We start from the raw sequence: 22,671 nt of genomic DNA on the forward strand, positions 1-22,671 counted from the left end.
GAACGGAATGTCATGGCGATCGACGAAAGCCTGCCCTTCAAACCTGTGCGCATCGCGATCCTGACCGTTTCGGACAGCCGCACCCTGGAGACGGACCGGTCCGGCGACACGCTGGTATCGCGGCTGGAGGCGGACGGCCATGTTCTGGCAGCGCGCGAGATCGTCACGGACGATGCTCCCGTCATCGCCGAAATCCTGACCCGGTGGATCGACGACCCTCAGGTCGACTGCGTGATCACCACGGGCGGCACGGGGCTGACCGGCCGCGACGTCACCCCGGAAGCCTTCAATCGGGTTTGCGAGAAGGATATTCCGGGTTTCGGCGAGTATTTCCGCTGGATCTCGGCAAAGAAAATCGGCACATCGACGATCCAGAGCCGCGCCATGGCCGGGGTGGCGCGCGGCACCTATCTGTTCGCGCTGCCTGGCTCAACCGGGGCCTGCAAGGACGGCTGGGACGAGATCCTGCATTTCCAACTGGATTTCCGACACCGCCCCTGCAATTTCGTCGAGCTTATGCCGCGCCTTCGGGAGCATGAGGCGTCGGATTAGTCTGCGGCAACAGCCGGATCGTCAGAACCGCGATCAGCGCGACCGGAACCATCGCCCCGAAAACCCAATGAGATGCCGCACCGGCCGTCGCCGGTCCCGGGTCGACCCCGAAGCCAACCGCGTTGGCGATCAAGCCAATCACTGCCGCGCCCAGCGCATAGCCGAAGGTCTGGATCGACGATAGGGCCGAGGCCGCCCGGTCCTTGTCGTCCTGCGGCACCAGATCGACACAGCGGTGCAGGATATGGCCGAAACAGGCGCCGAACCCCATTCCCTGAAGGAACAGGAGCGGCAGCAGCAGCCAGATCGGCCCGGACGCGACGAAGACCGACAGACCGGCGCATCCGACCGCGACCCCGATAAAGCTGTATCGGATGACTCTCTGTTGCGAGGCGCCGACGGCGCCGGAGAATGCCAACGCGCCGACGGTCCAGGCGACGGATTCCAGCGCCACCATGTACCCGGCGGCAATCGGCCCGATCCCGTGCAGGATGGATAGCAGGACCGGCCCATAGACCACGAAAGGTGTCGTCACCACGGCCAGCAGAAACACGCCCGTCAGGCCGCTCCAGGCCGGGGCGCGGATATCGCCGATGGCGCGCGGCAGCAAGCGGTCGTTCCCGGCACGTCCGTCCAGGCGCAAAAACAAGATCAGTCCCAGCAGGCCGAACAGGCACATCCCCGCCGACTGCATCGAAAACGTGTCCTTCAAACCGGCCACAGCGACCGCCAGGACAGAGGCCGACAGCACGGCAAGACGCCGCCAGGGAATGCGAGCCGTCTCATCCCCCGCCTCCAACGAAGCGGGCAACGCCAGCCGCAACGCCAGGGCGAGCGCGCCGCTCTGCACGACAAAAGCCCAGAACCCATAGCGCCAGTCGGAATATTCCGCGAAGAAGCCGCCGATCAGCGGCCCGACAAAGGCCGACGCGCCCCATACGGCGGAAATCGCCGCCATGACCCTGGGCGCGTAGTGACTGGGGAACAGGCTGGACGCGCCGATCATGGTCAGGGCGACCAGCAATCCGCCGCCCGCACCCTGGATCGCGCGGCCCAGCAACATGCCGCCCATGATGGGCGTCACGGCACTGATCGCGCAGCCAAGCCCGAAGGCGACGGCGGACCAGATCATTGCCCGTCGCAAGCCAAAACGCCTGGCCACCAAGGCGCCGCAACACGCAGCGGCGATGGAGGCAAGCTCATAGAGCATGTAGTTCCAGGAGATCAGCTCCGCCCCGCCAATATCGAAGACGACGCTGGGCATCAGGGTGGCGACGACGGTGCTGTCCGCCGCGTGCAGCCAGACTCCGAAGCTGAGAACCGCGAACATGCCGGCATTGGGGCCGTTGAGAACAGCCCGCCAGGAAACGGTTTCGGTGCTGCTCATCCTTCCGCCCGCACGAAGTCGAGGGCCTGATGGGCCGTGCGCAGCACATGTTTGCGCTTCAAGGGGCTGGTCAGGAACCGCCGCAACGCCGCGGCAGCGATCGGATGCCAAGCCCGGTCCGGTTGGTCCGTCATTTCTTCGTGTACCGCATAGGTGAGCTTCAACAGATGGCTGGCCACGATGTATTCGAAGACGCCGTGGTCCTCAACCTCCGCCAATGCCGTTTCGACCGCGCCGAGCGGATCGTTGACGCGCCACGGCCCCTCGTCCAGATCGGGGTCGGTGAATCCCGAGTTCCGCCCCAGAAAGCATCCGATCTGCAGCAACGCGTTCGGCCAGAGGTCGGGATGCGCCTCGCAGAGTTTCCGAACCGCATTGGCGAAAGTGACGGTATGGGTGAAATCCAGCCACCCGACGCTTTGGGCGATGGAACTGTCCGTCTTGTCCTGCCATTGCAGATCGAAATGCAGCAACTGCCAGCATCCGGCGGCCAGCGCCGATTCATAGACTGCCGCAGGCCTGGCCGACCCGGCTGAGATACGTTCCAGAACCTCTCGAACCGATCCTTTGCACAAGCTTTCCGCATCGGGAACCGATTGTCCCGATCCGTCCCACCCGGCCAAGGCCTTGCCATAGGCCCGGAATTCCGGGATCAGATCTTCGCGTGTCGCATAAATCAGGGAACGCGTCAGCATCAGGCCCAGATGAAGCAGGCTTTCCGAATCGCCCAGGATCCGGGTCAACGCGCGCATCTTGTAGGTATAAATCGCGGCATGTCCGAAATCCGCGTAATGCGCCAGGGCGGCGCGGGCAAATCCGCGTTCCAGATCCGGCCATGCCAAGCCGGATTCCACGCCGCCGCGCAGATAGGCGGTGGCGGCGGCCTCGTCCTCCGCTTCGACCGCGCCGACGAACCCGTCCTCGTCCCAGGGCCGCCAGTCGGTCGGATACTTGAACGAGGGCTCTCGCCGCGTGTCCCAGGCGAAATGGCTGATACTTTCCGTCAGCATCGCGAGGCTGCGAACTGGATCGTCCAGAGCCGCCTCGCGCAGGGACAGCCAGTCGGACGTGGCCGGCAAAGCATGGGTCGCGCCGAACTCGAACTTCTCGGCCGTCTCCGCGATGGTGCGGCGCAAGGCGTCCAGCGGGTCGCCGCCGGCCCGCTGCAGGCGGGCAATTTCCCGGGCGAAACGGTCGTATTCGTGGCGGTCCAACGAATCCGCCAGATTGTTCAGCGCGTCCGAGATCGCCTCCGCCGCCGGCGGATCGGACAGGTCGAGATGAATGCGCCCGTCTGAGACCCGGACGGGATAGCGCCGCAGCTTGTCTCCGCCAACCAGGGTCTCGCCGCTGTCCAGGTCGAATTTCCAATTGTGCCAGTTGCAGGTCAGCGTGCAGCCATTCTCGCCGCCAACAGATCCTTCCGACAGCGGATAGCCTTCATGCGGGCAGCGATTGTTGCAGGCCAGGATGCGATCACCGGATCGAAAGACCAGGATCTGCTTGCCTTCGGTCTTGATCACCCGCCGGCCGGTCGTGTCCAGATCCGCCAAGCCCGCCACATCCCGCCAGTCCGTATCCGCCGCTTGTTGCATGCCGCGCATCCTTTTCTAAAGCATATTCTTTACAAACCTTTTAGAACCGCCCCTTGATTAACGCAAGAGAATTCTTTAGAAACCCTGTTATGGCCAAGTCAGACAAGAAGCCCGGCACACGGCGCGACATCCTGAACCGATTGAAATCGAACGGCTGCAGCGATGCGACGACGCTGGCCGAGGGCCTGAGCGTCACCCCGATGGCGATCCGCCAGCACCTTTACGACCTGCAGTCGGAAGGTCTGGTCGAAGCGCGCGCTGAGCCGCGCCCGGTCGGCCGTCCCGCGAAACTATGGTACCTGACCGAGGCGGCGGACCGCTATTTTCCCGACGCCCATGCCGAACTGGCTGTCAGCCTGATCGATACGATCCGGACCAGCTTGGGGGAAAATGCCTTGCAGGCCTTGGTGTTGGAACGGTCGCGTCACCAGACGATCCTGTACCGCAACGCCATGGAAGACGCCCCGGATTTGCGCCGAAAATTGGATGCTTTGGCGGAAATCCGGTCGCGCGAAGGGTATATGGCCGGGGTTGAGGAGACCGCCGAAGGGCTTGTCTTCGTCGAGAACCATTGCCCGATCTGCGCGGCGGCGAAGGCCTGCACCGGTCTATGCGCCATGGAACTTCAGGTTTTCGCCGATGCCCTGGGTCCGGGATATGACGTCTCGCGCACCGACCATATCCTGGCCGGCGCGCGGCGCTGCGCCTATCATGTGACGGAACGGGAAACGGTCGACAGCTAGGCGGTGGCCGCCAATGCCTCTGCCACGCGCGACAGGACGGCGGGCCACTCTTCGTCCGGCATGCGCCAGAACACCTTGGTATTCGGGTAGAACGGATGGCGGTCCGCGCCCAATGTCACCCAATCCGGTTTCAACAGCAGCGACCAGCACGGCACGCCCAGCGCCCCGGCCATATCCCCGACCGAAGTCCCCATATTGATCACCAGATCGCAGCACGCGGTCAGCGCGGCGGCGGCTTCCAGATCGTTGCGCAGATCGACATCGTCCAGAACCGAGACCGGGCGTCCCGCCAGTTCGGCATCGACATCGCCATACTGCAGATTCAGGAAGGTGACCCCCGGGACCGACAGGATAGGCTCCCATTGCGCGATCGCCGTCAGGGCCGCCTGCGTGCGGACACGCATCAGACCGCTGCGCCACGCAATGCCGACCTTGACCCCGCCGCCAAGCGACGCGACCCGCTCCGCCATGGTCTCGACCAGTGCCGGATCGGCACGCAAATAGCCGGCCCGGTCCGGGAACTCGCCCAGGTTCCGCCGGAACAGGTTCGGCAGCGAGGCGCAGGGGATGGAGAAGTCCGCCTTATGGGCCGATGCGGCCTCCCGCGACACGGTCCGGACCTTCGGGAAGGACCGGCGGATCAACGGGGCCAGCCGCGCGTCGCATCCGACCGTCACGGTCGCGCCGTCGCCCGCGGCGCCAACCGCATCCGTCAGGCAGGACAGCATGCGAATTTCGTCGCCCAACCCCTGTTCCGGGACGATCAGCAGGGACTTGCCCGACAAGGCGTCGCCCTGCCAGCGCGCCGCTTTCGGCGTTTCGACCGGCACGCTGGCGCCGCAATCGATCCGGCTTTCATACAGGGCCCACCCCTTTCGCAGGTCGCCCTGGTTCAATCGGCACAATCCCAATTGAAAGGCATGGCGCGGTTCCGCCGGGTCCAGCTTGGCCGCCTTGCTATAGGCCACATCGGCATCTTCCAGCCGGTCCGCCGCCATCAGCAGATTGCCGTAATTGCCCCAGATATCGGCGAAGTCCGGCGCTTCGCGAAGGGCATCGTGGTACAGCCCCTCCGCTTCTTCGAAATGCCGGCCGGCGGCCAGGACCATCGCCAGATTCGCCATCGCCCCCGCACTGTCCGGCGCCAGGCTCAATGCCCGGCGCGCGGTTTCCTCGGCGCCTGTCAGATCTTCCATCCGCATCTGCGCGGCGGCCAGATTGGTCAGAGCGTCGGGATCGTCCGGGGCTTTCTCCAGGACATCCGCGTAACAGGCCGCCGCTTCCCGTGTCCGGCCCGCATCGGACAACGCGACGCCATAGTTCAGCAACATATCCGCATCGCCGGGCGCGACATCCAGACCGGCTTCGAAGGCAGCAATGGACGCGTCCAGCTTGCCCATACGATACAGCGTGACGCCCAGATTCTGATAGGCTTCGACATAGTCCGGCTTCAGCACGACGGCCCGGCCGAAGGCTTCCGCCGCATCCTGCTGACGCCCCTTGTCGCGCAGCAGCGCGCCCAGATTGTTCCAGATTTCAGGAGATCGCGGTGCCAGGGTCAGGGCGCGGCGATAGGCCTTCTCCGCCCCCTCCGCATTGCCTGACGCTTCCAGCGCCAGCCCCAGTAGGGTCAGGACCTCAGGATTGTCCGGATCGACCTTGCGGGCAGCGGAAAGCAGTTCTACCGCCGCGGCCGGATTGCCGATTTGATAGGCCAGAGCCCCCCGCAGGCGCAGCGCGTCGCTGTGGGACGGATCAGCCTCCAGCACTTGGCGATACAGGCCGTCGGCCTCCATCAACCGTCCGGCCTGATGCAAAGCCATGGCCTGGTCGAGCCGGGGGTCGCCCGGTCCGCCGCCGGAGCCGTTCTTCCTTTTGTCGGCACGTCGCTGCTGTCGGTTCATGGCGCCGGATATAGGACTGTTTCAGCGTCAGGTCAAAATCCGATCGCCGTCAGATATCCTCGTCGAGATCCAAGGCCGCCGAATTGATGCAATAACGCAGACCCGTCGGGCGCGGCCCATCGGGGAAGACATGCCCCAAATGCGCATCGCAGCGCGCGCAGACCACTTCGGTGCGGCGCATGAACAGGCTGTTGTCCGAATGCTCTTCGACGGCGTTCTCTTCGATCGGTTTGAAGAAGCTGGGCCAGCCGGAACCGCTGTCATACTTCGTGTTCGAATGGAACAGAGGCTCGCCGCAGCATTTGCACAGATAGCGGCCCTTGACCTTGCTGTCGTGGTATTTGCCGGTGAAGGCGCGTTCCGTCCCCTTCTTGCGGGTGACGTAGTATTCCTCCTCGGACAGGCGCGCGCGCCAATCGGCGTCGCTCATCTTCACCTTGGCCTTGCGGGCGGTCGTGTCACTCATCGGGATGTCCCTCAAGCTCTCGTTTCAGCGCCCGCACCCGGGCGCGCAGGGCGTGCATCGGACCATCGGCAATGCCGATCTCGTCCATTGCCGAGACCGTGCGCTCCAGATATTCCGAACACGGACCGAGCCGGCCCGTCGCTCTGGCGATGCGGTCGGCGGTCTCCTCAAAAGATAAGCGCCCAGCATAGCGTTCACAATCACGCCGCATCACGAAGGCGATAGCGTGGAACCGGCCGCCCGCCTCGTCAACCAGGGTGACCCAGGCGGGGCGGTAGGACCCGGCCAGCATCTCGCGCGCCCAGATGACGTCCAGTTCCTCTTCCGCCTGATCTTCCGCGATCCGCAGGGCCAGGCCCTGAACCGAGCCGCCCCGGTCGAGGCCGAGCACGAGGCCCGGGCATTCCGGCGACCCGCGCCCGATCGGCGTCTGCAGGCAGAAGGACCGGTGATAACCGTGAAGGCGCGCGATGCGCCGCTCGACATAGTGAAAGGCCGGGTTCCACATCAGCGACCCATAGCCGAAAATCCAGATATCCGCGCCGTCCGGACGGGCCGCCATGGTGTCGATGCGCGATTGACGCCGTTCCGCGTCGTCCAGCGGCTTAATCAGACCCGCCGCCTCGGCGTCGCGCGCCATGGTTTGATAGAAACCCTGTTTTATTCCGTCGCGATCGACCAAGTTTTTCCGAGCCCCCGGAGTGCAAAGTTCGGCGGATAAGAATGATTTCGCAACCGCGAAAGACAAGACCGGTCACGCCGCCGCGCCGTCACAACATTCGTGAAAGGCGCGGCGCGGGCGTTAATCGGCCGCAACATCGACCAGAATGATCTCCGCCTCTTCGGTCACTTCGATCCGGACGGTTTCCGCATCGCGCACGATCGCCCCGTCCCGCTCGCCGACAGGCTGACCATCGACGATGAGGGAACCACGCGCCGGGACGATATAGGCCTGCCGCGAAAGGCCCAGGGCATGCTCCAGGACGCTGCCCGCAGGCAGGGTCCCGGCGAAGAGGGTTGCGTCCTGATCGATCGGTACGGCGCCATCGATCCCGGCGCGGCCGGATGCCATGGGCACCAGAGCCCCGGCGGATGCACCCTTCGGGAAGGTGCGCGTTTCCCAACGCGGCGGCTGCCCGCGACGGCGCGGAATGATCCAGATCTGGAAGATCCGGGTCGTCTCATCCTCGCGGTTGAACTCTTCATGCACGATGCCGGTCCCGGCCGACATGACCTGAATATCGCCGGCGACGGTGCGCCCGCTGTTGCCCAGGCTGTCGCGATGACTGATCGCTCCTTCGCGGACATAGGTGATGATTTCCATGTCGCGATGGGGATGGGCGTCGAAACCGGTGCCAGGCTGGATCGTATCGTCGTTCCAGACCCGCAGCGGCCCGACATTCATCCGGGACGGATCGTAATAGTGACCGAAGCTGAAATGATGCCGCGCGTCCAGCCAGCCGAACTCGGCATGGCCAAGACTGTCGAACGAACGGATTTCAACACTCATTTTCGTCTCCATCGGGGAATGGCACGCTTTCGCGGCGCCAGGGGAAGGCGTTACACCGCCTTCAGCCTGTCCCGGTTATGCGGTTGGTCGAGGTCCAGTTCCGGCCCCTCCGGAATGATTCCGGTCGGATTCAGGTTGTCGTGGCTGCCGTAGTAATGCGCCTTGATATGCCACATGTTCACGGTGCCTTCGACGCCCGGCCATTGGTACAGTTCGCGCAGATAGCCGGACAGGTGCGGATAGTCGGCGATGCGCCGGATATTGCACTTGAAATGCCCGACATAGACCGGATCGAACCGGACCAGGGTCGTGAACAGGCGCCAATCGGCCTCCGTCACGCGGTCGCCGGTCAGATAACGGTTGCGGGACAGAATGTCTTCCAGCCAGTCCAGGCTGTCGAACAGCGGGTGGACCGCATCCTCATAGGCCTGCTGACTGGTCGCGAAGCCCGACTTGTAGACGCCGTTGTTCACCGTGTCGTACACGCGTTCGTTGATCGCATCGATCTCGCCGCGCAGGTCCTCGGGATAGTAATCCCCCTTCTTCGCCCCGATCCCGTCAAAGGCGGTGTTCAGCATCCGGATAATATCGGCGGATTCGTTCGATACGATCGTCCGCCGCTTGGTGTCGTACAGGACCGGCACGGTAACACGGCCGGTATAGTCGGGCGTCACGGCGGTGTAGACCTGATGCAGGAAGTCGGCGTTGTAGACCGGGTCCGCCACGACGTCCGGGTCTTCTGTGTCGAAGGTCCACCCATTTTCCTTCATCCGCCAATGCACGACGGAGACCGGAATGTGATCCTCCAGCCCTTTCAACGCACGAAAGATCAGCACGCGGTGGGCCCAGGGACAGGCCAGCGAGACATACAGGCGGTACCGGCCGCTTTCGGCCTCGAACCCGCCGTCGCCCGTCGGACCGGCGCTACCGTCGGCGGTGATCCAGTTGCGGAACTGGGATTCGCTGCGGACAAATTTGCCGCCGGTTTTCTTGGTGTCGTACCAGCGGTCGTGCCATTCGCCGTCGATCAAAAGACCCATCGTTTCTTTCCCTTCGTCATTCCATCTCTGCGACTGCCCAAGATTTAGTCATCCTCTCATTCCGGACAATCTTGAGAGATAGAATTTGATTGTTTCGAAAATAGGCCTAATCTGCCGCCATTGGGTTTAGAAAGGGTTTGGGAATGCAAGATTTGAGCGGTATCGCGGTGTTCGCCGCCGTCGTAGAAGAGGGCAGTTTTACCTCCGCCGCCGAGAAGCTGGGACAATCCAAATCCGCCATTAGCAAGCAGGTTACCCGGCTGGAACAGCGCCTGGGCGCGCAATTGCTGGCGCGCACGACAAGGCGGCTTAATCTGACCGAGGTCGGACAGGCTTATTACGAACGATGCCGGCGCATCATTTCCGAAGCGGAAGAGGCGGAACTGGCCGTCACCAAGCTGCAGGACGTGCCGCGCGGCCGCCTCAGGGTTTCGGCACCGCTCAGTTTCGGGGTCGCCCATCTGGCCGCCGCGCTGCCGGATTTCATGTGCGCCCATCGGGAATTGAGCGTCGAGATCGATTTCAGCGATCGCAAGGTGGACCTGGTTGAAGAAGGATTCGACGTGGCGGTCCGGATCGGCGTGCTGCAGGATTCAAGCCTGATCGCCAAGCGGATCGCCGAAACCCGCGTCGTCCTGGCGGCGACACAGTCCTATTGGGACGAGAACGGCATGCCCGCCCATCCGAGCGACCTGGCCGACCACAATTGCCTGACCTACACCTATCTGAATGCGCCGAACACCTGGCGTTTCCGGGACCCGGACAATCCGGGCGAAGACATTACCGTCCGTATCAAGGGTTCAATGACATCGAACAACGGGAACATCCTGGCCCAGACCGCAGCGTCCGGGATCGGAATCGTCTTCACCCCGACCTTCATCTGCGCCCAAGCAATCCGTAACGGAGTGCTGGTGCCGGCCTTGACGGACTATGAACCGTCCCCCTTCGGCATCTATGCGATCTATCCGCCCAACCGGCATCTATCCGCCAAGGTCCGCGCGTTCATCGACTTCCTGGCGGCACGCTTCGCCGGGCCTGAAACGATGTGGCCGTGACCGGAGCCAAGGCTTGACGGCGCGCCGATAAACCCGATCTTGAAGACATTCAACCCGCCCTGCGCCGGAGCCCCCGCATGAAGACCGAACAGCCCCCCGTTATCCGATTGTCCGACTACGCGCCGCCGCGCATATCGGTCGAATCCGTCGATCTGGGCTTCGATCTCGCGCCCTCGGGTACGCAGGTCGCCGCCACATTGCGCATCGCGCGGACGGACGGAACGACCGATCCGATTTTTCTGGAAGGCGAAGCGTTGCGCCTGTTGGAAATCGAGATCGACGGCAAGGCCTTGTCCGAGGATTCCTACAAGCAAAGCGAGACGGGACTGACACTGCTGAACGCACCCGACGCCTTCACGCTGCGCACGGTCGTGTCGATCGACCCGGCGGACAACACCCGCCTGGAGGGCCTGTATCAGTCCAACGGCATCTATTGCACGCAATGCGAGGCGGAAGGCTTCCGCCGCATCACCTTCTTTCCGGACCGACCCGATGTGATGAGCCGGTTCCGGGTTACGCTCCGCGCCGACCGGGCGGCCTGCCCGGTCCTGCTGTCCAACGGCAATTTGATCGAAAAGACGGAACTGGAAGACGGCCGCCACAGCACGGTCTGGGAAGACCCGTTCCCGAAGCCCGCCTATCTGTTCGCGCTGGTCGCCGGACGGTTGGACGCGCTGGAAGACACGTTCGAAACCATGAGCGGCCGTAAGGTCGACCTGAAAATTTGGGTCGAGCCGGGCAACGCCCCGCGCTGTGCCTATGCCATGGATGCCCTGAAACGGTCGATGAAATGGGACGAGGACCGGTTCGGCCTGGAATACGATCTGGACATTTTCAACATCGTCGCCGTCAGCGATTTCAACATGGGCGCGATGGAGAACAAATCCCTGAACGTCTTCAACGCCAAATACATTCTGGCGGATTCCCACACCGCGACCGACGCCGATTACGCCAATATCGAAGCGATTGTCGGCCACGAATACTTCCACAACTGGACCGGCAACCGCGTCACCTGCCGCGACTGGTTCCAACTGAGCCTGAAAGAAGGCCTGACCGTATTCCGGGATCAGGAATTTTCTGCCGACATGCGCTCGCGCGCCGTCAAGCGCATCCAGGATGTCCGCACCCTGCGCGCCCGGCAGTTCCCCGAAGACGCCGGGCCGCTGGCCCATCCGGTGCGGCCCGAAAGCTATATCGAGATCAACAATTTCTACACCGCGACCGTCTATGAAAAGGGCGCGGAAGTGATCCGCATGATGCATGCCATGCTGGGCGAGGACGGTTTCCAGAAGGGCATGAAACTGTACTTCGACCGCCATGACGGCCAAGCCGTGACCTGCGACGATTTCGTGGCGGCCATGGCGGACGCGAACGATGTCGACCTGACCCATTTCAAACTGTGGTATTCGCAGTCCGGCACGCCGGAAATCGCCGCTAGCTGGACGCATGATCCGAAGACAAGCCGGTTGGCGCTGACCCTGAGTCAGACCACCAAGGCGACACCCGGCCAGGCCGAAAAGAAGCCGTTGCAGATTCCGATCCGGATCGGACTGATCGGGCCGGACGGGACGGAGATCGGCACGGAATCCGTCGTGACCCTGGCAGAGGCGATGCAGAAGACGGTGTTCGAAGACGTGCCGGCCGGCACCGTTCCGTCCATCAACCGGGGCTTCTCCGCGCCGATCACGCTGAAGGCGGATTATAGCCCGGCGGAACGCGTGCTGCTGATGGGGCACGACACCGATCCCTTCGCGCGCTGGGAGGCCGGACAGCAATATGCGACGGCGCTGCTGTTGCAGATGGTCGCCGACCTGCGGGACGGAAAGGATGCCCGCATCGATCTCGAATTTATTGCGGCCTTGGGCCGGACATTGACTGACGAGACGCTGGACCCGGCCTTCCGCGCCCTGGCGATCGCCCTGCCGACCGAGGATTACATCGCCGAACAATTGCGCCCGGTCCCGATCGAGGAGATTCACGAGGCCCGCATCGCCCTGCGCCGTGCCATCGGCGACACGCTGTGGGACGATCTGATCCGGATCCATGACGCCATGGCCCAGACCGGCGCTTTCGATCCGTCGGCCGAGGCGGCGGGTCAGCGCGCGTTGCGCAATGCGGCCCTGTCCTATCTGGTCGCGACCGGCGACCCCGAAAGCGTCGCCCTGGCCCGTACCCGCTATGACGAGGCCGACAATATGACCGACCGAATGGCAGCACTGTCGGTCCTCGCCGATACCGAAGGCGAAGCGCGGGAAGGCGCGCTGGCCGATTTCTACGAGCGGTTCCGCCATGACGAACAGGTCATCGACAAATGGCTGTCGGTTCAGTCGATGAGTGCCCGTCCGGACACGCTGGACCGGGTCCGCGCGCTGATGGAGCATCCTGTCTTTTCGATCCGCAAGCCGAACAAGGTCCGGGCCCTGGTCGGCGCCTTCGCCATGGGCAACCCGATCTGTTTCCACGCACCGGATGGCAGCGGTTATAAATTCGTCGTCGATTTCCTGCAGCAATTGGACAAGGTCAATCCTCAGGTCGCAGCCCGGATGCTGGGCGTCTTCGGCCAATGGCGCCGCCTGACGGCGGAACGCAGCCAGACCATGAAGGCCGAGCTGCAGCGTTTCGCGGACACCGAGGGGCTGAGCCGCGACTGCACCGAGATCGCGACAAAATCCCTGTCGGGTTGACCCGCCGCGCGCTTGAGCAAAGGGGCGGAATCCGGCGAAAGTGCCCGTAATGTGTGCCGCCCCGATCCTTCATCTCGAACCGGCCCCCGCCCTTGTAGCGGGCGTGCACGATTGCGCCTGGCTGACACCGGATGGAGAGTTGGAGCGCCTGTCGCATAAGGAGGCAGGACGGCGGCTGAGTCGCGGCGCGCCGGCCTATGTCCTGCACGCCCCGGCGACCGCCGCCCGGATCGGCGCAAAAGCGCCGTCGCGCTGTTACGACCTGCTGGAACTCTTCGCCTTCGTCGCGCCGGCGCAGTTCTGCGTGCCGACGCCGCGCGGCCTGGCGGAGGCGCTGCATCTGCCGGTGCCGGGCGGGCTGGAGGATCAGGCAATCCTGCTGCCCAAGGCGGCCCAGCGCCTGTTGCGCCACCTGATCGCGACCGGCGACCGGGACCCGGCCGCCAAGCGCACGGCCCTGGCCATGGCGCGGGGCGGCTGGATCTGGGCGCCTTCCGTCCTGTCCGCCCTGGGCGCCGATCCGGAGGAAGCCGGCCTGCGCGCGCCGGTGTCCGGCCTGGATGTATGGAAGGACCTGCCCGAATGGCAAGAAGACGCACCACCCCCGCCGCCCGGCGACCTGGCCGTGGAACCGGCAGAAGCGCGCTCCCGGTTGGCGGACCTGCTGGGCGAAGGTGCCGAAGCGCGGCCCAGCCAGTCTGACTATGCGTCCGCCGTCAGCGCGATTTTTCAGCCGCGCCGGGACGAGGGCGCGCCGTCGATCGTCCTGGCCGAGGCCGGCACCGGCGTCGGCAAGACCCTGGGCTATATCGCCCCGGCCAGCCTCTGGGCGGAAAGGAACGAAGGCCCGGTCTGGCTGTCGACCTATACCCGCAACCTTCAGCATCAGATCGACGGGGAACTGAACCGCCTGTTCCCCGATCCGAAAGTGAAGGAGAAGCGCGTCGTCGTGCGCAAGGGTCGGGAAAACTATCTGTGCCTGCTGAACCTGGAAGAAACCGCACGGACCGTCGCGGCCAGCCCCGGCGAGGCGGTGCCGTTGGGTCTGATGGCGCGCTGGACCGCCGCCACGCGCGACGGCGACATGACCGGCGGCGACTTCCCGGCCTGGCTGATCGACCTGACCGGCGGGCGGCGGCTGTCCAGCCTGACCGACCGGCGCGGCGAATGCGTCTATACCGCCTGTGCGCATTACAGCCGCTGCTTCATCGAGCGAGGGGTGCGCCGGTCGCGGCGCGCCGATCTGGTCGTCGCGAACCATGCCCTGGTCATGGTTCAGGCAGCGCGCGGCGCGCTCGACCTCGGCGGCCGGACGACGCGGCTGGTCTTCGACGAGGGCCATCACGTCTTCGACGCCGCCGACAGCGCCTTTTCCGCCCATCTGTCCGGGCAGGAAACGGCGGAGCTTCGACGCTGGCTGCGCGGTGCGGAAGGCACGGGGCGCGGCCGCGCACGAGGCCTGAAGGCGCGCTGCGAGGATCTGCTGGGCGACGAGACGAACCGCGAGCATTTGGAGCGCGTGCTGCGGGCGGCGGCGGGTCTGCCGGGAGAAGGCTGGCATGGCCGCCTTTCCGACGGCCGCCCTTCCGGCCCACTGGAAGCCTTCCTGGCCCAGGTCAGGCGCGCCGTCTATGCACGGTCCAGCGAGTCCGACGGCCCCTTCGGCCTGGAGGTCGAGGTCAGCGACCCCGGCCCCGAGATTCTCGAAACCGCCCTGGCCGTGCGGGACTTGTTCCGCGACATGGCCGCGTCGGCCAAGGGATTGCTGGACGGCATGGCGTCGCGACTGTCCGACGAGGCGGAGGAACTGGAAACCGCCGAAAAGACACGGATCGAACAGATCTGCCGGTCGCTGCAGCACCGCGTCGTCGACTATGCCCAAGCGGCGGCCAGCATGGCGGACTCGCTGGGACAAGCGACACCGGAACAGTTCGTGGAATGGTTCGACGTCGCCCGTGCCGACGGGCGCGACCTGGATGTCGGGATGCGCCGCCATTGGATCGATCCCAGCTTCCCCTTCGCGGAAACCGTCCTGATCAACAGCCACGGCGCATTGGTCACATCGGCGACGCTGACCGACGGGTCGGGCGATGCGGAGGCGGATTGGAAATCGGCGGAAAGGCGAAGCGGCACGGATTTCCTGCCCGCCCCGCCAGTGCGCGCGCGCGTCCCCTCGCCTTTCGATTATCCGGCCCATACGCGGGTCTTCATCGTCACCGACGTCAACAAGAATGACGGAGGTCAGGTCGCGGCGGCCTATCGCGCGCTGTTCCGGGCGGCGGGCGGCGGCGGGTTGGGCCTGTTCACCGCCATCTCCCGCCTGCGTGGGGTCTATAACCGCATCGCCGAGGATTTGGAGGCGGACGGGATCGATCTGCTGGCCCAGCATGTCGACGCCCTGAACCTGCCGACCCTGATCGACATGTTCCGTGCCGATCCGCATAGCTGCCTGCTCGGCACCGATGCGATCCGCGACGGTGTCGACGTGCCCGGCGACAGCCTGCGCCTGATCGTCTTCGACCGCGTCCCCTGGCCGCGCCCGACCATCCTGCACAAGGCGCGGCGCAAACATTTTGGCGGCAAGGAGTATGACGACGCCCTGACCCGCCTGAAGCTGAAACAGGCCTTCGGACGCCTGATCCGGCGCGGCGACGACCGGGGGATCTTCGTCCTGCTGGACAGCCGGATGCCATCACGCCTGCTGGGTGCCTTCCCCGAAGGCGTCGCGGTCGAGCGGATCGGCCTGAAGGATGCCGTCGAAAAGACCCGCGACTTCCTGAACGCCGGTGCCGAAAACGGCTGATCGGTCGCGTTAGGGCCGTATTTTTTCCCTAAGCTCGCCCCGCTGTGCCCATACTCTCCGACGAGATTGGCAGGACTATTCTTGTCGCATCGGAAAGGAAGCGTGATGCGAAATATCCTTCTATCCGGCATGACCGCCGCATTGCTGGCGGGCTGCAGCATCAATCCCTATGGCGCGGATACGTTTACCCGTAGTGGGGTCGTATCCGGCAGCATCCTGGAACAGAATGACTGTCCGGTCGACGGCGGCACGGCAGTTTGGGTCAGTGCGAACGGGCGCGGCGAATGCGTCCGGTACTTCACTGCCGGTTTGCGCGGGGACCGTGTGCCGGTCGCGCTGGTCCATTTCCACGGCGACGTGATGTGGCAGGACGCGAACGGCACCCCGACCGTCTATGACGGATACGAGGAACATGCCGCACCGAGCGAGCTTCAGGCCTTGGCCGACAAAGGCGCCGAGACGGCTAATCTGCCCTATATCCGCCTGTCCCGGCCCGGCACCTTCGGGTCGTCCGGCGACCACCGCCTGCGCCGTCAGCCGGAGAATCTGGCGATCGTCGAGGCCGCGTTGGACGCGATCAAGGCAAAACACGGCATCGACCGCCTCGCCCTGGCCGGTCAATCGGGCGGCGGGCATCTGGTCGGGGCCTTGCTGGCACGCCGCAACGACATCGCCTGTGCCGCGATCTCGTCCGGTGTCGTGTCGGTCCGCAGCCGCAGCCACATGCATGGTTGGTTCGGGCGCGACTTCACCGGCTTCTGGCACTATGTCGATCCCATTGCGACAACCCACCTCGTGCCGGAAAACGCGGATCGCCGTATCTTCGTGATCGGCGACCCCAAGGACCGGAACACGCCCTTCGCCACCCAGGCGGAATATCACTTTGCCCTGCGCGCCCTGGGGCGGGGGTCGGTCCTGATCGAAGCGCAAGGGGACGGGCCGCAGCATCACGGCCTCGCCTGGACCGGCATCGCCGTAGCGGCGGATTGCGCGGCCGGCAAGCCGACCGACCAGATCGTTGAAAAATATGCGGCGAAGAACCCGGCCTAGGATCCGATCAGATCGACATAGTGCTGAATGGCGAAGGAGACGGTGGCGATCGAGACAATCGTGGACACCAGGATCGCCGCCGTCGCCCGCTGCACATAAACGCCATACCGCTGTGCCAGAACGAAAATCAGGCCACCGGTCGGCAGTGCCGCCATGATCACGGCCACCGCCTCCTCCAACGGATCCAACGGGATCAGGTAATGCGCGATCAACCAGGTTGCCATAGGATGGACCGCCAGTTTCACGACGGTGATCCAGGCGACTTCCCCCGCCCCGCGCCGCACCGACTGGCCGACCAGGAACAAGCCCATCGCGAACAGGGCGCAGGGACCGGCAGACGCCCCCAGGAGATCCAGAAACTTCAGCGCCGGTCCCGGGATCGTCCATTGCAGGGCGGATAGGACCATCCCTGCCGCACAGGCGCAGAGCAAGGGGCTGCGCACGAGGCCCCGGACGGCATCGACGACCACGCGCGGACCTGACGCGCCGGTGCGATCGACCTCCATCACCGCGCTGGCGATACCCAGAACGATGAACAGATTGGCCAGCACCGTCGCAATCATCGCATTCGTCGCCGCCGCGCCGAAGGCTGTCAGCACCAACGGGATACCCATATAGCCGGTATTGGCGAAGACCGAAGCCGCACTGTGCAAGCCGATTTCGCCGATCCGTTTCGAGAAGAAGATTCGGGCGATCACGGCGACCGGAATTGCAGTCGCGAAGTATCCCCCGCCGATCACGGCCAGCAGCCGCCAGTCCAGCACATCCGCGACCGGTGCCTGGGATGTCGACGACAGGAACATCGCCGGCAAGGCGATAAAATAGACGAACCCGTTCAACGCCGCTGTCGAATCCTGACCCAGCAGCTTGAACCGGCCCGCCAGATATCCGGCCAGGATAATGGCGAAGACGGGAATGGAAACGTCGATCAATGCCTGCATGGCCGCACCATGTCCGCGGACAGGCGTCAAGTCGAGCGAAAGATTGTCACGTCACCTATGCACGGATCGCTTCCAGGAAAGCGTCCGACTTTTCCTCCACAGAATGGGTAATCACGGTCAGTTTCTTGTTCAGACCCGTAACCGACCGCATATGCAGCGCGGATTGCATCGTCGCGTCCTTAACCTCCGTGACCGACCGTCCCAGATCGTCACTGCCGAGCGCCGCCTCTTGGGTGTTGCGCGCAATTTCCTGTGTCGCCGTCATCTGCTGGTCGACCGAAGCCGCAATACTTGTGAAAATCTCGGTTAGATCCGCGTTCTTCTTGTCCATGGCCGAGAGCGAATTCGCGACTTCCGAGATGGCTTCGACAATCGCGGTGACCTCGGTCCGAACCTCCTCGGTCGCCCGGGCGGTCTGCGTCGCCAATCCCTTGACCTCATTCGCCACGACCGCGAAGCCTTTTCCGGACTCTCCGGCCCGGGCGGCTTCGATCGTGGCGTTCAGAGCCAGTAGGTTGGTCTGTTCGGCGATATCGGCAATCAGGCCGATCACCTCCTCGATCCGCCGCGAGTTTTCAGATAGCGACCGGCCTTTACCTGCAGTTTGGCGCGTCGCATCGCTCACTTCATCGGCGATTGCCGACATCTCGGAAATGCGTCGGCCGATCTCGGCTGCGCTCGCTGCAAGCTCCTCCGACGCGGCCGCTACGGTCTTGATGTTCTGCGCCATCTGTTCGCTGGCGGAGGCCGCGGCGGCACTTCGGTTCTCGGATTGAGAGTTCAGTTCCATCGCATCTTCGACCGCCTTCTGGGCGTCGTTCATTGCCTCATTGAGCGCCGCGATCGCGGAGTTGACATCGGAATCGAAGGCCGAGGCCAGTTCGCGCCGGCGCGCTTGCCGCTCCTCGACAGCTTTCCGGTCGGCGACCCGAAGCGCCTCGGACATGCGCTGAGTCTCCGCTTCAGCGGCACGCGCCTCTTCCAAGGATCGCGCGGCCGATTGGAAAGATTGCTCGATGGTCCGGACCAGCCAAACCAGAGCAATGGTCTGAATCACAACGACGACGGCATGCAGGACAACACGTCCGAAATCCGCACCTTCCGGAAACACCGCTGCCGGAATAGTAAAGTTGAGCAACAGGTGATGCAGGGCCACAACCGTCGCATAGGTCATCACGGCGCGCCAATTGCAGAACGACGCCGACAGAGCGAGCGCGGCAAAGAAATACATATGCATATCGATCTGCCACGGATGCCCGCTGAAGACATAAACGATCAACGCGACGGCCAAGGCCAGTCCGGCGGACATCGAAATCTGTACGCTCTCACCAATGGGGTTGCGCCAGCGATCCAGCGTCACGATCCCCGCGATCCCGGCCATCAGAGCGGTTGGCACAAGCCAATCCGTGTCGACCCAATAAGCCGCGGCCGCGATCAAAGGCACATGCAGCCAGAGATACCAAACGGCCATGCGGGTCGCAGCGCGTCGGATCGTGTCTAGGGAAAGCGGGTTGGATTGGGACATTTCGGATATTCCTAGGTTGTCACGAGTTGGCGCCAAGACAGGCCCCGACGACACGTGCATCGGCGACGACGGGCGCGCGATTGCGTATGGCTTGCCCCAGTCCAGGATCATGGGAGAAATCGACAATCAGCACCGACGCTGAAAATCCGTTACGGACAAGGCGCACATCCAGATCTGCGATCCGGGCGAATACCTCTTTTTGACTAAGCCATGGCGGAAAAACGAGCGCGAGTTGTGTCGCATCGCGTGGCGGGGTGAACGTAAGGACGGTCAGCACGACCAGTCCTATTCCGGCCATTACAGATCCGATAAGGTAGTCTCTCACTCCGCGCCCTTCGGTCGGGATGGTTATCCCCCCCCTCGGCAATAGTGATATCATGGAAACGATTGTCAAAGGGTTAACCCCCGCACCACAGCCCGTCCCGCCATGCGCTTTGACTTGACGGGGGCGGGGGTCATTGAAATAACCGCCGGATACTCATGCATATAGGAGCCGTCATCTATGCTGAACCGGCACGAAGCCCTGATCCACGGAATGGTCATGATGGCCGCCGCGGATGAGATCATGACCCAATCGGAAATGGACATGATCGGACGGATCGTCACCCATCTGCCGATCTTCCGGGATTTCGACGCGACCAAACTCTCCCAGATCGCCGAGGCCTGTCTTGCGAAATTGGAAGACGAGAACGGTATCGACCTGATCATCGAGGAGATGAAGGACGGTCTGCCGGTCAAACTGCGCGAGACCGCCTATGCGCTGGCTGTCGAAGTCGCCGCTGCCGACCTGGAGGCCTCCGATGAGGAACTCAATCTGCTGCAGATGATCCGCCAGAAGCTTGAACTGGATCGGCTGATCTGCACCGGCATCGAACGCGGCGTCCGGGCCCGTTTCACGACGCTCTAGAACGCCGGAAAAGGCCAAGTTTCGGCCTCACTTCCAGAAAATCGAATAAATGTGATATTTCGGCAACAGGCTGGCCAATGCGCCAGCCTGACCGGTCGGCACACAAATTTCCCCTGATTTCAGGTGTTTAGCCCCATACACAGCGAATCGCGCGGGTCAAACCGATCAGCCATGCAATAAGCGCATGTCGGGTGTGACGTTTTGGGCGCTAGGCGCAGCCGTCCAAGACGCCTATGTAGGGGGTGCTTCAGTTGCTGCATTGCAGCGACGCCGACCGATGTCCCTATCGGCTCGGCCCTACGTCTCCCAGACGTGAAGCCTCCCTGTTCAACTTGCCCCCAAGCTTTTGCTTGGGGGTAATTTTTTTGTGGCTTCAGACCGGCGAGTAAACAGGGCTTCGCCCAACTAATCCAGCCCGATGATCGAGAAATCCGTTTCCGGGTATCGCGCCGTCAGCCGACGCAGGCGCTCGGTCTGTTCGTCGCTGAACTCGGCGCGCCCCCGGCCAATCCGGCCGACATTGCGGCGCGTGTCGTCGTCGCTTGCAGCCCCCTTCCAGGCGGTCGCGGTCTCGGCTTGCAAGTTCCGGAGGCCGATATGGTTCAGAACCTTTTCAAGAACCGTCTGCGGGTCGCGCATCATCTCCTCATAGGAAATCGTCAGCACATCCAGCGGCGCAGCCTGCCAGGATGCGACGAATGACAGGTGCCAGGGCAGGGCCAGATCGACGATCGCGTCCAGTTTCTCAGCATCGTTCATCGCGGGATAGCCGGGCGGCGGCAGGAATGTCGCCGTCGCCAGTGCCTCGCGTTGGGTATGATCGCGCAAAGACACCGCCGCGTCGAAGATATCGCGGACCAGAACGACCGGCCGGATCCCGAACTGCTCCAGATAGTCGACATTCAGCGGCGTCGCCAATGTGTGCTGGGTCGCGATGGATCGGAAGCCCCAACTGTCGATCAGACGGCTGTGCATGATGTTCTGTTCATGCAAATGGTGATCGCATAACGGATGGGGAAAATGGCCGGTCAGGCGGATCAGGGCATTGTTCAACAACGTCGATCCCGACTTCGGTAGGGCGGCGACAAATATATAGTCGCGCCGGGCAAACAGACGCGGTACCAGCCAGCGGGACCAGCGGCCCATCGCCTGGTTCCACGCTTTCAGACTGCGATGATGCCGTTGCCAGTCAGAATTGAGGCGGTTGGACTTTGACATTCTACTCCCGGGATTGACGTGCGGCTTATCATGCAGCGACGCGCTGAGCGATCCGGCGATACAGCACGATTCCGAAGGCTGCGGCGATCAGGAAATAGGGCGCCGCGTAATACCGCGTATCGAACCACGGAATGAAGAGAAAATGAAAGCTGACCATCATCAGGCACACTAGTGCCACCTCGCCCTGAACCCGCAGCGCGCGACTCCGCCAGGACAAGACGGCTGTCGCCAGGGCCATGACGATCAGCGCCGGGTATTTCGCGCTCTTGCCCGCGACGACACCGATCTGCCGGATCAGTACCTCCCAATAGATTTCGAAGGTCAGCGTGCCGTCAAAATCGAGGAGGTAGGGATTGTTGGCGATAAAGCTGTGATGAAAGGCGGCAGCATAGGTGGGCGTCGTCATGATCTTGGAGACCGCCGCCCAGAGGCAGAGGGCAGCGATTCCCCAAATCAGCGATTCCCGGAACCGCAGGCGGCGCTCCGGCGCGGCGATAAAGACGGCGAAAAAAAGGAACATCCCAAAATAGACGATAGCGTCAGCGCGCACCACCATCGCCGCCAGAAACAGCGCACAGGCGAGACGAATTTGGGTGGAGGCGAAGGCAATCACCGCACCGCCGACACAAAGCGCAGTCAGCCCGTCCGGATATTCATAGCGCGCCGTCTGCAGCAGGCCGGTCCAGGCACATAGCGCCGCCAGAGGCAGGGCCCAGGCCGGCGGAATCTTCCGGCTGATCCACAAGGCCGCGACGAACAGGAATAGCCCCGCCGGCACGGCCGCACTCACCCGTGTCGCCAGGAAAACGTCCATCCCCGCGGCGGTCAGTGCGATCACCGGCGCCATGAACCCGATCTTGTAGCAAGAAGCACTGAGCCGTTGACGATAGGCTTCGGGGTCGGTCGCGATGATCAAACGATACGTGCTGATCCCCGGCGGGGATGTCGTCATCTCCCGAAAGACCTCTTCCGGAAAGCGGTCGCTCAAATAGGCATAGGTCTTGGCATGGGTTTCGGACCAATCGGTCCCATCCAGCGCGTGAAAGGCGCAACCGACATAGGTCGTCACGTCCCAGCCGTATTTGGGCTTAAACAGCGCATAGGCGACAAGCGCGACGGACAAGGCCGCTGCCAGCGCGATTGCCCATTTCGGCAAATCCGAAACCGCCTGTCTGTTCACCGCCCGCCCCCCGGCTCCGCGCATCCCAAGGGTCCTGTTTAGGGCGTTCCCATGAGACTGGCAACTTTGGGGGCTATCGCCATGCGGGACGGTCATGCATAGGCGCGCCGC

The 22,671-nt window shown here is 63.5% G+C and carries 19 protein-coding genes; 7 read left to right on the top strand and 12 right to left on the bottom strand.

Annotation, left to right across the window (positions count from 1 at the left end; all coding sequences use genetic code 11):
* The first annotated feature begins 12 nt into the window (after nucleotides 1-12).
* Nucleotides 13-552, top strand: coding sequence for a molybdenum cofactor biosynthesis protein B (moaB, locus tag ACO06O_RS11915; RefSeq protein WP_421880005.1), 540 nt, complete (start codon nucleotides 13-15; stop codon nucleotides 550-552).
* Here moaB and ACO06O_RS11920 read toward each other — a convergent pair.
* Nucleotides 515-1,939, bottom strand: a complete 1,425-nt coding sequence (locus tag ACO06O_RS11920; RefSeq protein ID WP_421880007.1) for an MFS transporter — start codon at nucleotides 1,937-1,939, stop codon at nucleotides 515-517. The genes moaB and ACO06O_RS11920 overlap by 38 nt on opposite strands.
* Nucleotides 1,936-3,534: a Rieske (2Fe-2S) protein gene (locus ACO06O_RS11925; protein ID WP_421880009.1), complete on the bottom strand. Its 1,599-nt coding sequence runs from the start codon at nucleotides 3,532-3,534 to the stop codon at nucleotides 1,936-1,938. The genes ACO06O_RS11920 and ACO06O_RS11925 overlap by 4 nt, the downstream gene beginning before the upstream one ends.
* An 89-nt stretch (nucleotides 3,535-3,623) precedes the next feature.
* On the opposite strand from ACO06O_RS11925, the gene ACO06O_RS11930 reads away from it, so the two are divergent.
* Nucleotides 3,624-4,277: a helix-turn-helix transcriptional regulator gene (locus ACO06O_RS11930; RefSeq protein WP_421880011.1), complete on the top strand. Its 654-nt coding sequence runs from the start codon at nucleotides 3,624-3,626 to the stop codon at nucleotides 4,275-4,277.
* Here the strand turns inward: ACO06O_RS11930 and ACO06O_RS11935 are convergent.
* The 5 genes from ACO06O_RS11935 to ACO06O_RS11955 all read right to left on the bottom strand — a co-directional run bounded on the left by ACO06O_RS11935 (nucleotide 4,274) and on the right by ACO06O_RS11955 (nucleotide 9,197).
* On the bottom strand, nucleotides 4,274-6,100 hold the full coding sequence (locus ACO06O_RS11935) for a tetratricopeptide repeat protein (RefSeq protein WP_421880013.1): 1,827 nt from the start codon (nucleotides 6,098-6,100) through the stop codon (nucleotides 4,274-4,276). The genes ACO06O_RS11930 and ACO06O_RS11935 overlap by 4 nt on opposite strands.
* Nucleotides 6,101-6,230: 130 nt before the next feature.
* Entirely contained in the window at nucleotides 6,231-6,647 is a 417-nt protein-coding gene (msrB, locus tag ACO06O_RS11940; protein WP_421880015.1) for a peptide-methionine (R)-S-oxide reductase MsrB, read from the bottom strand.
* On the bottom strand, nucleotides 6,640-7,287 hold the full coding sequence (locus ACO06O_RS11945; RefSeq protein WP_420420033.1) for a gamma-glutamylcyclotransferase: 648 nt from the start codon (nucleotides 7,285-7,287) through the stop codon (nucleotides 6,640-6,642). The genes msrB and ACO06O_RS11945 overlap by 8 nt, the downstream gene beginning before the upstream one ends.
* A 162-nt stretch (nucleotides 7,288-7,449) precedes the next feature.
* Nucleotides 7,450-8,157, bottom strand: a complete 708-nt coding sequence (locus ACO06O_RS11950; protein ID WP_421880017.1) for a pirin family protein — start codon at nucleotides 8,155-8,157, stop codon at nucleotides 7,450-7,452.
* Between the two features lie 50 nt (nucleotides 8,158-8,207).
* Entirely contained in the window at nucleotides 8,208-9,197 is a 990-nt protein-coding gene (locus tag ACO06O_RS11955) for a glutathione S-transferase family protein (protein WP_421880019.1), read from the bottom strand.
* A 143-nt stretch (nucleotides 9,198-9,340) separates the two neighbouring features.
* Between ACO06O_RS11955 and ACO06O_RS11960 the strand changes: the two genes are divergently transcribed.
* From ACO06O_RS11960 to ACO06O_RS11975, 4 genes are all read left to right on the top strand, one after another.
* Nucleotides 9,341-10,252 (top strand): LysR family transcriptional regulator, encoded by a 912-nt coding sequence (locus ACO06O_RS11960; RefSeq protein ID WP_421880021.1) that lies wholly within the window; start codon nucleotides 9,341-9,343, stop codon nucleotides 10,250-10,252.
* Nucleotides 10,253-10,329: 77 nt separating this feature from the next.
* Nucleotides 10,330-12,936, top strand: coding sequence for an aminopeptidase N (gene pepN / locus ACO06O_RS11965; protein ID WP_421880023.1), 2,607 nt, complete (start codon nucleotides 10,330-10,332; stop codon nucleotides 12,934-12,936).
* A gap of 49 nt (nucleotides 12,937-12,985) precedes the next feature.
* Nucleotides 12,986-15,739, top strand: a complete 2,754-nt coding sequence (locus tag ACO06O_RS11970) for an ATP-dependent DNA helicase (RefSeq protein WP_421880025.1) — start codon at nucleotides 12,986-12,988, stop codon at nucleotides 15,737-15,739.
* Between the two features lie 105 nt (nucleotides 15,740-15,844).
* A complete protein-coding gene (locus ACO06O_RS11975; RefSeq protein WP_421880027.1) occupies nucleotides 15,845-16,789 on the top strand; it encodes an alpha/beta hydrolase family protein in 945 nt (314 codons plus the stop codon).
* Here ACO06O_RS11975 and ACO06O_RS11980 read toward each other — a convergent pair.
* Genes ACO06O_RS11980 through ACO06O_RS11990 form a run of 3 tightly spaced genes read right to left on the bottom strand, consistent with a single transcriptional unit; the run spans nucleotide 16,786 to nucleotide 19,532 of the window.
* Complete coding sequence (locus ACO06O_RS11980; RefSeq protein WP_421880029.1) at nucleotides 16,786-17,730, bottom strand: AEC family transporter; 945 nt, start codon at nucleotides 17,728-17,730, stop codon at nucleotides 16,786-16,788. The two genes, ACO06O_RS11975 and ACO06O_RS11980, sit on opposite strands and share 4 nt — an antisense overlap.
* A gap of 55 nt (nucleotides 17,731-17,785) precedes the next feature.
* The gene (locus ACO06O_RS11985) at nucleotides 17,786-19,255 is read right to left on the bottom strand and encodes a methyl-accepting chemotaxis protein (RefSeq protein ID WP_421880031.1); all 1,470 of its coding nucleotides are present in this window, start codon (nucleotides 19,253-19,255) and stop codon (nucleotides 17,786-17,788) included.
* Nucleotides 19,256-19,274: 19 nt separating this feature from the next.
* Nucleotides 19,275-19,532: a hypothetical protein gene (locus ACO06O_RS11990; RefSeq protein WP_421880033.1), complete on the bottom strand. Its 258-nt coding sequence runs from the start codon at nucleotides 19,530-19,532 to the stop codon at nucleotides 19,275-19,277.
* A gap of 225 nt (nucleotides 19,533-19,757) precedes the next feature.
* Between ACO06O_RS11990 and ACO06O_RS11995 the strand changes: the two genes are divergently transcribed.
* Nucleotides 19,758-20,162: a tellurite resistance TerB family protein gene (locus ACO06O_RS11995; RefSeq protein WP_420420024.1), complete on the top strand. Its 405-nt coding sequence runs from the start codon at nucleotides 19,758-19,760 to the stop codon at nucleotides 20,160-20,162.
* A gap of 405 nt (nucleotides 20,163-20,567) precedes the next feature.
* On the opposite strand, the gene ACO06O_RS12000 is transcribed toward ACO06O_RS11995, so the two are convergent.
* Nucleotides 20,568-21,308 carry a sulfotransferase domain-containing protein gene (locus tag ACO06O_RS12000; protein ID WP_421880035.1) on the bottom strand — a complete coding sequence of 247 codons (741 nt, stop codon included), beginning with the start codon at nucleotides 21,306-21,308 and terminating at the stop codon, nucleotides 20,568-20,570.
* 100 nt (nucleotides 21,309-21,408) lie between these two features.
* Nucleotides 21,409-22,584 (bottom strand): hypothetical protein, encoded by a 1,176-nt coding sequence (locus ACO06O_RS12005; RefSeq protein WP_421880037.1) that lies wholly within the window; start codon nucleotides 22,582-22,584, stop codon nucleotides 21,409-21,411.
* Nucleotides 22,585-22,671 lie beyond the last annotated feature (87 nt).

Origin of the sequence: Pacificispira sp., from assembly GCF_965228185.1 — a bacterium.
Lineage (GTDB): Bacteria > Pseudomonadota > Alphaproteobacteria > UBA8366 > Aestuariispiraceae > Pacificispira.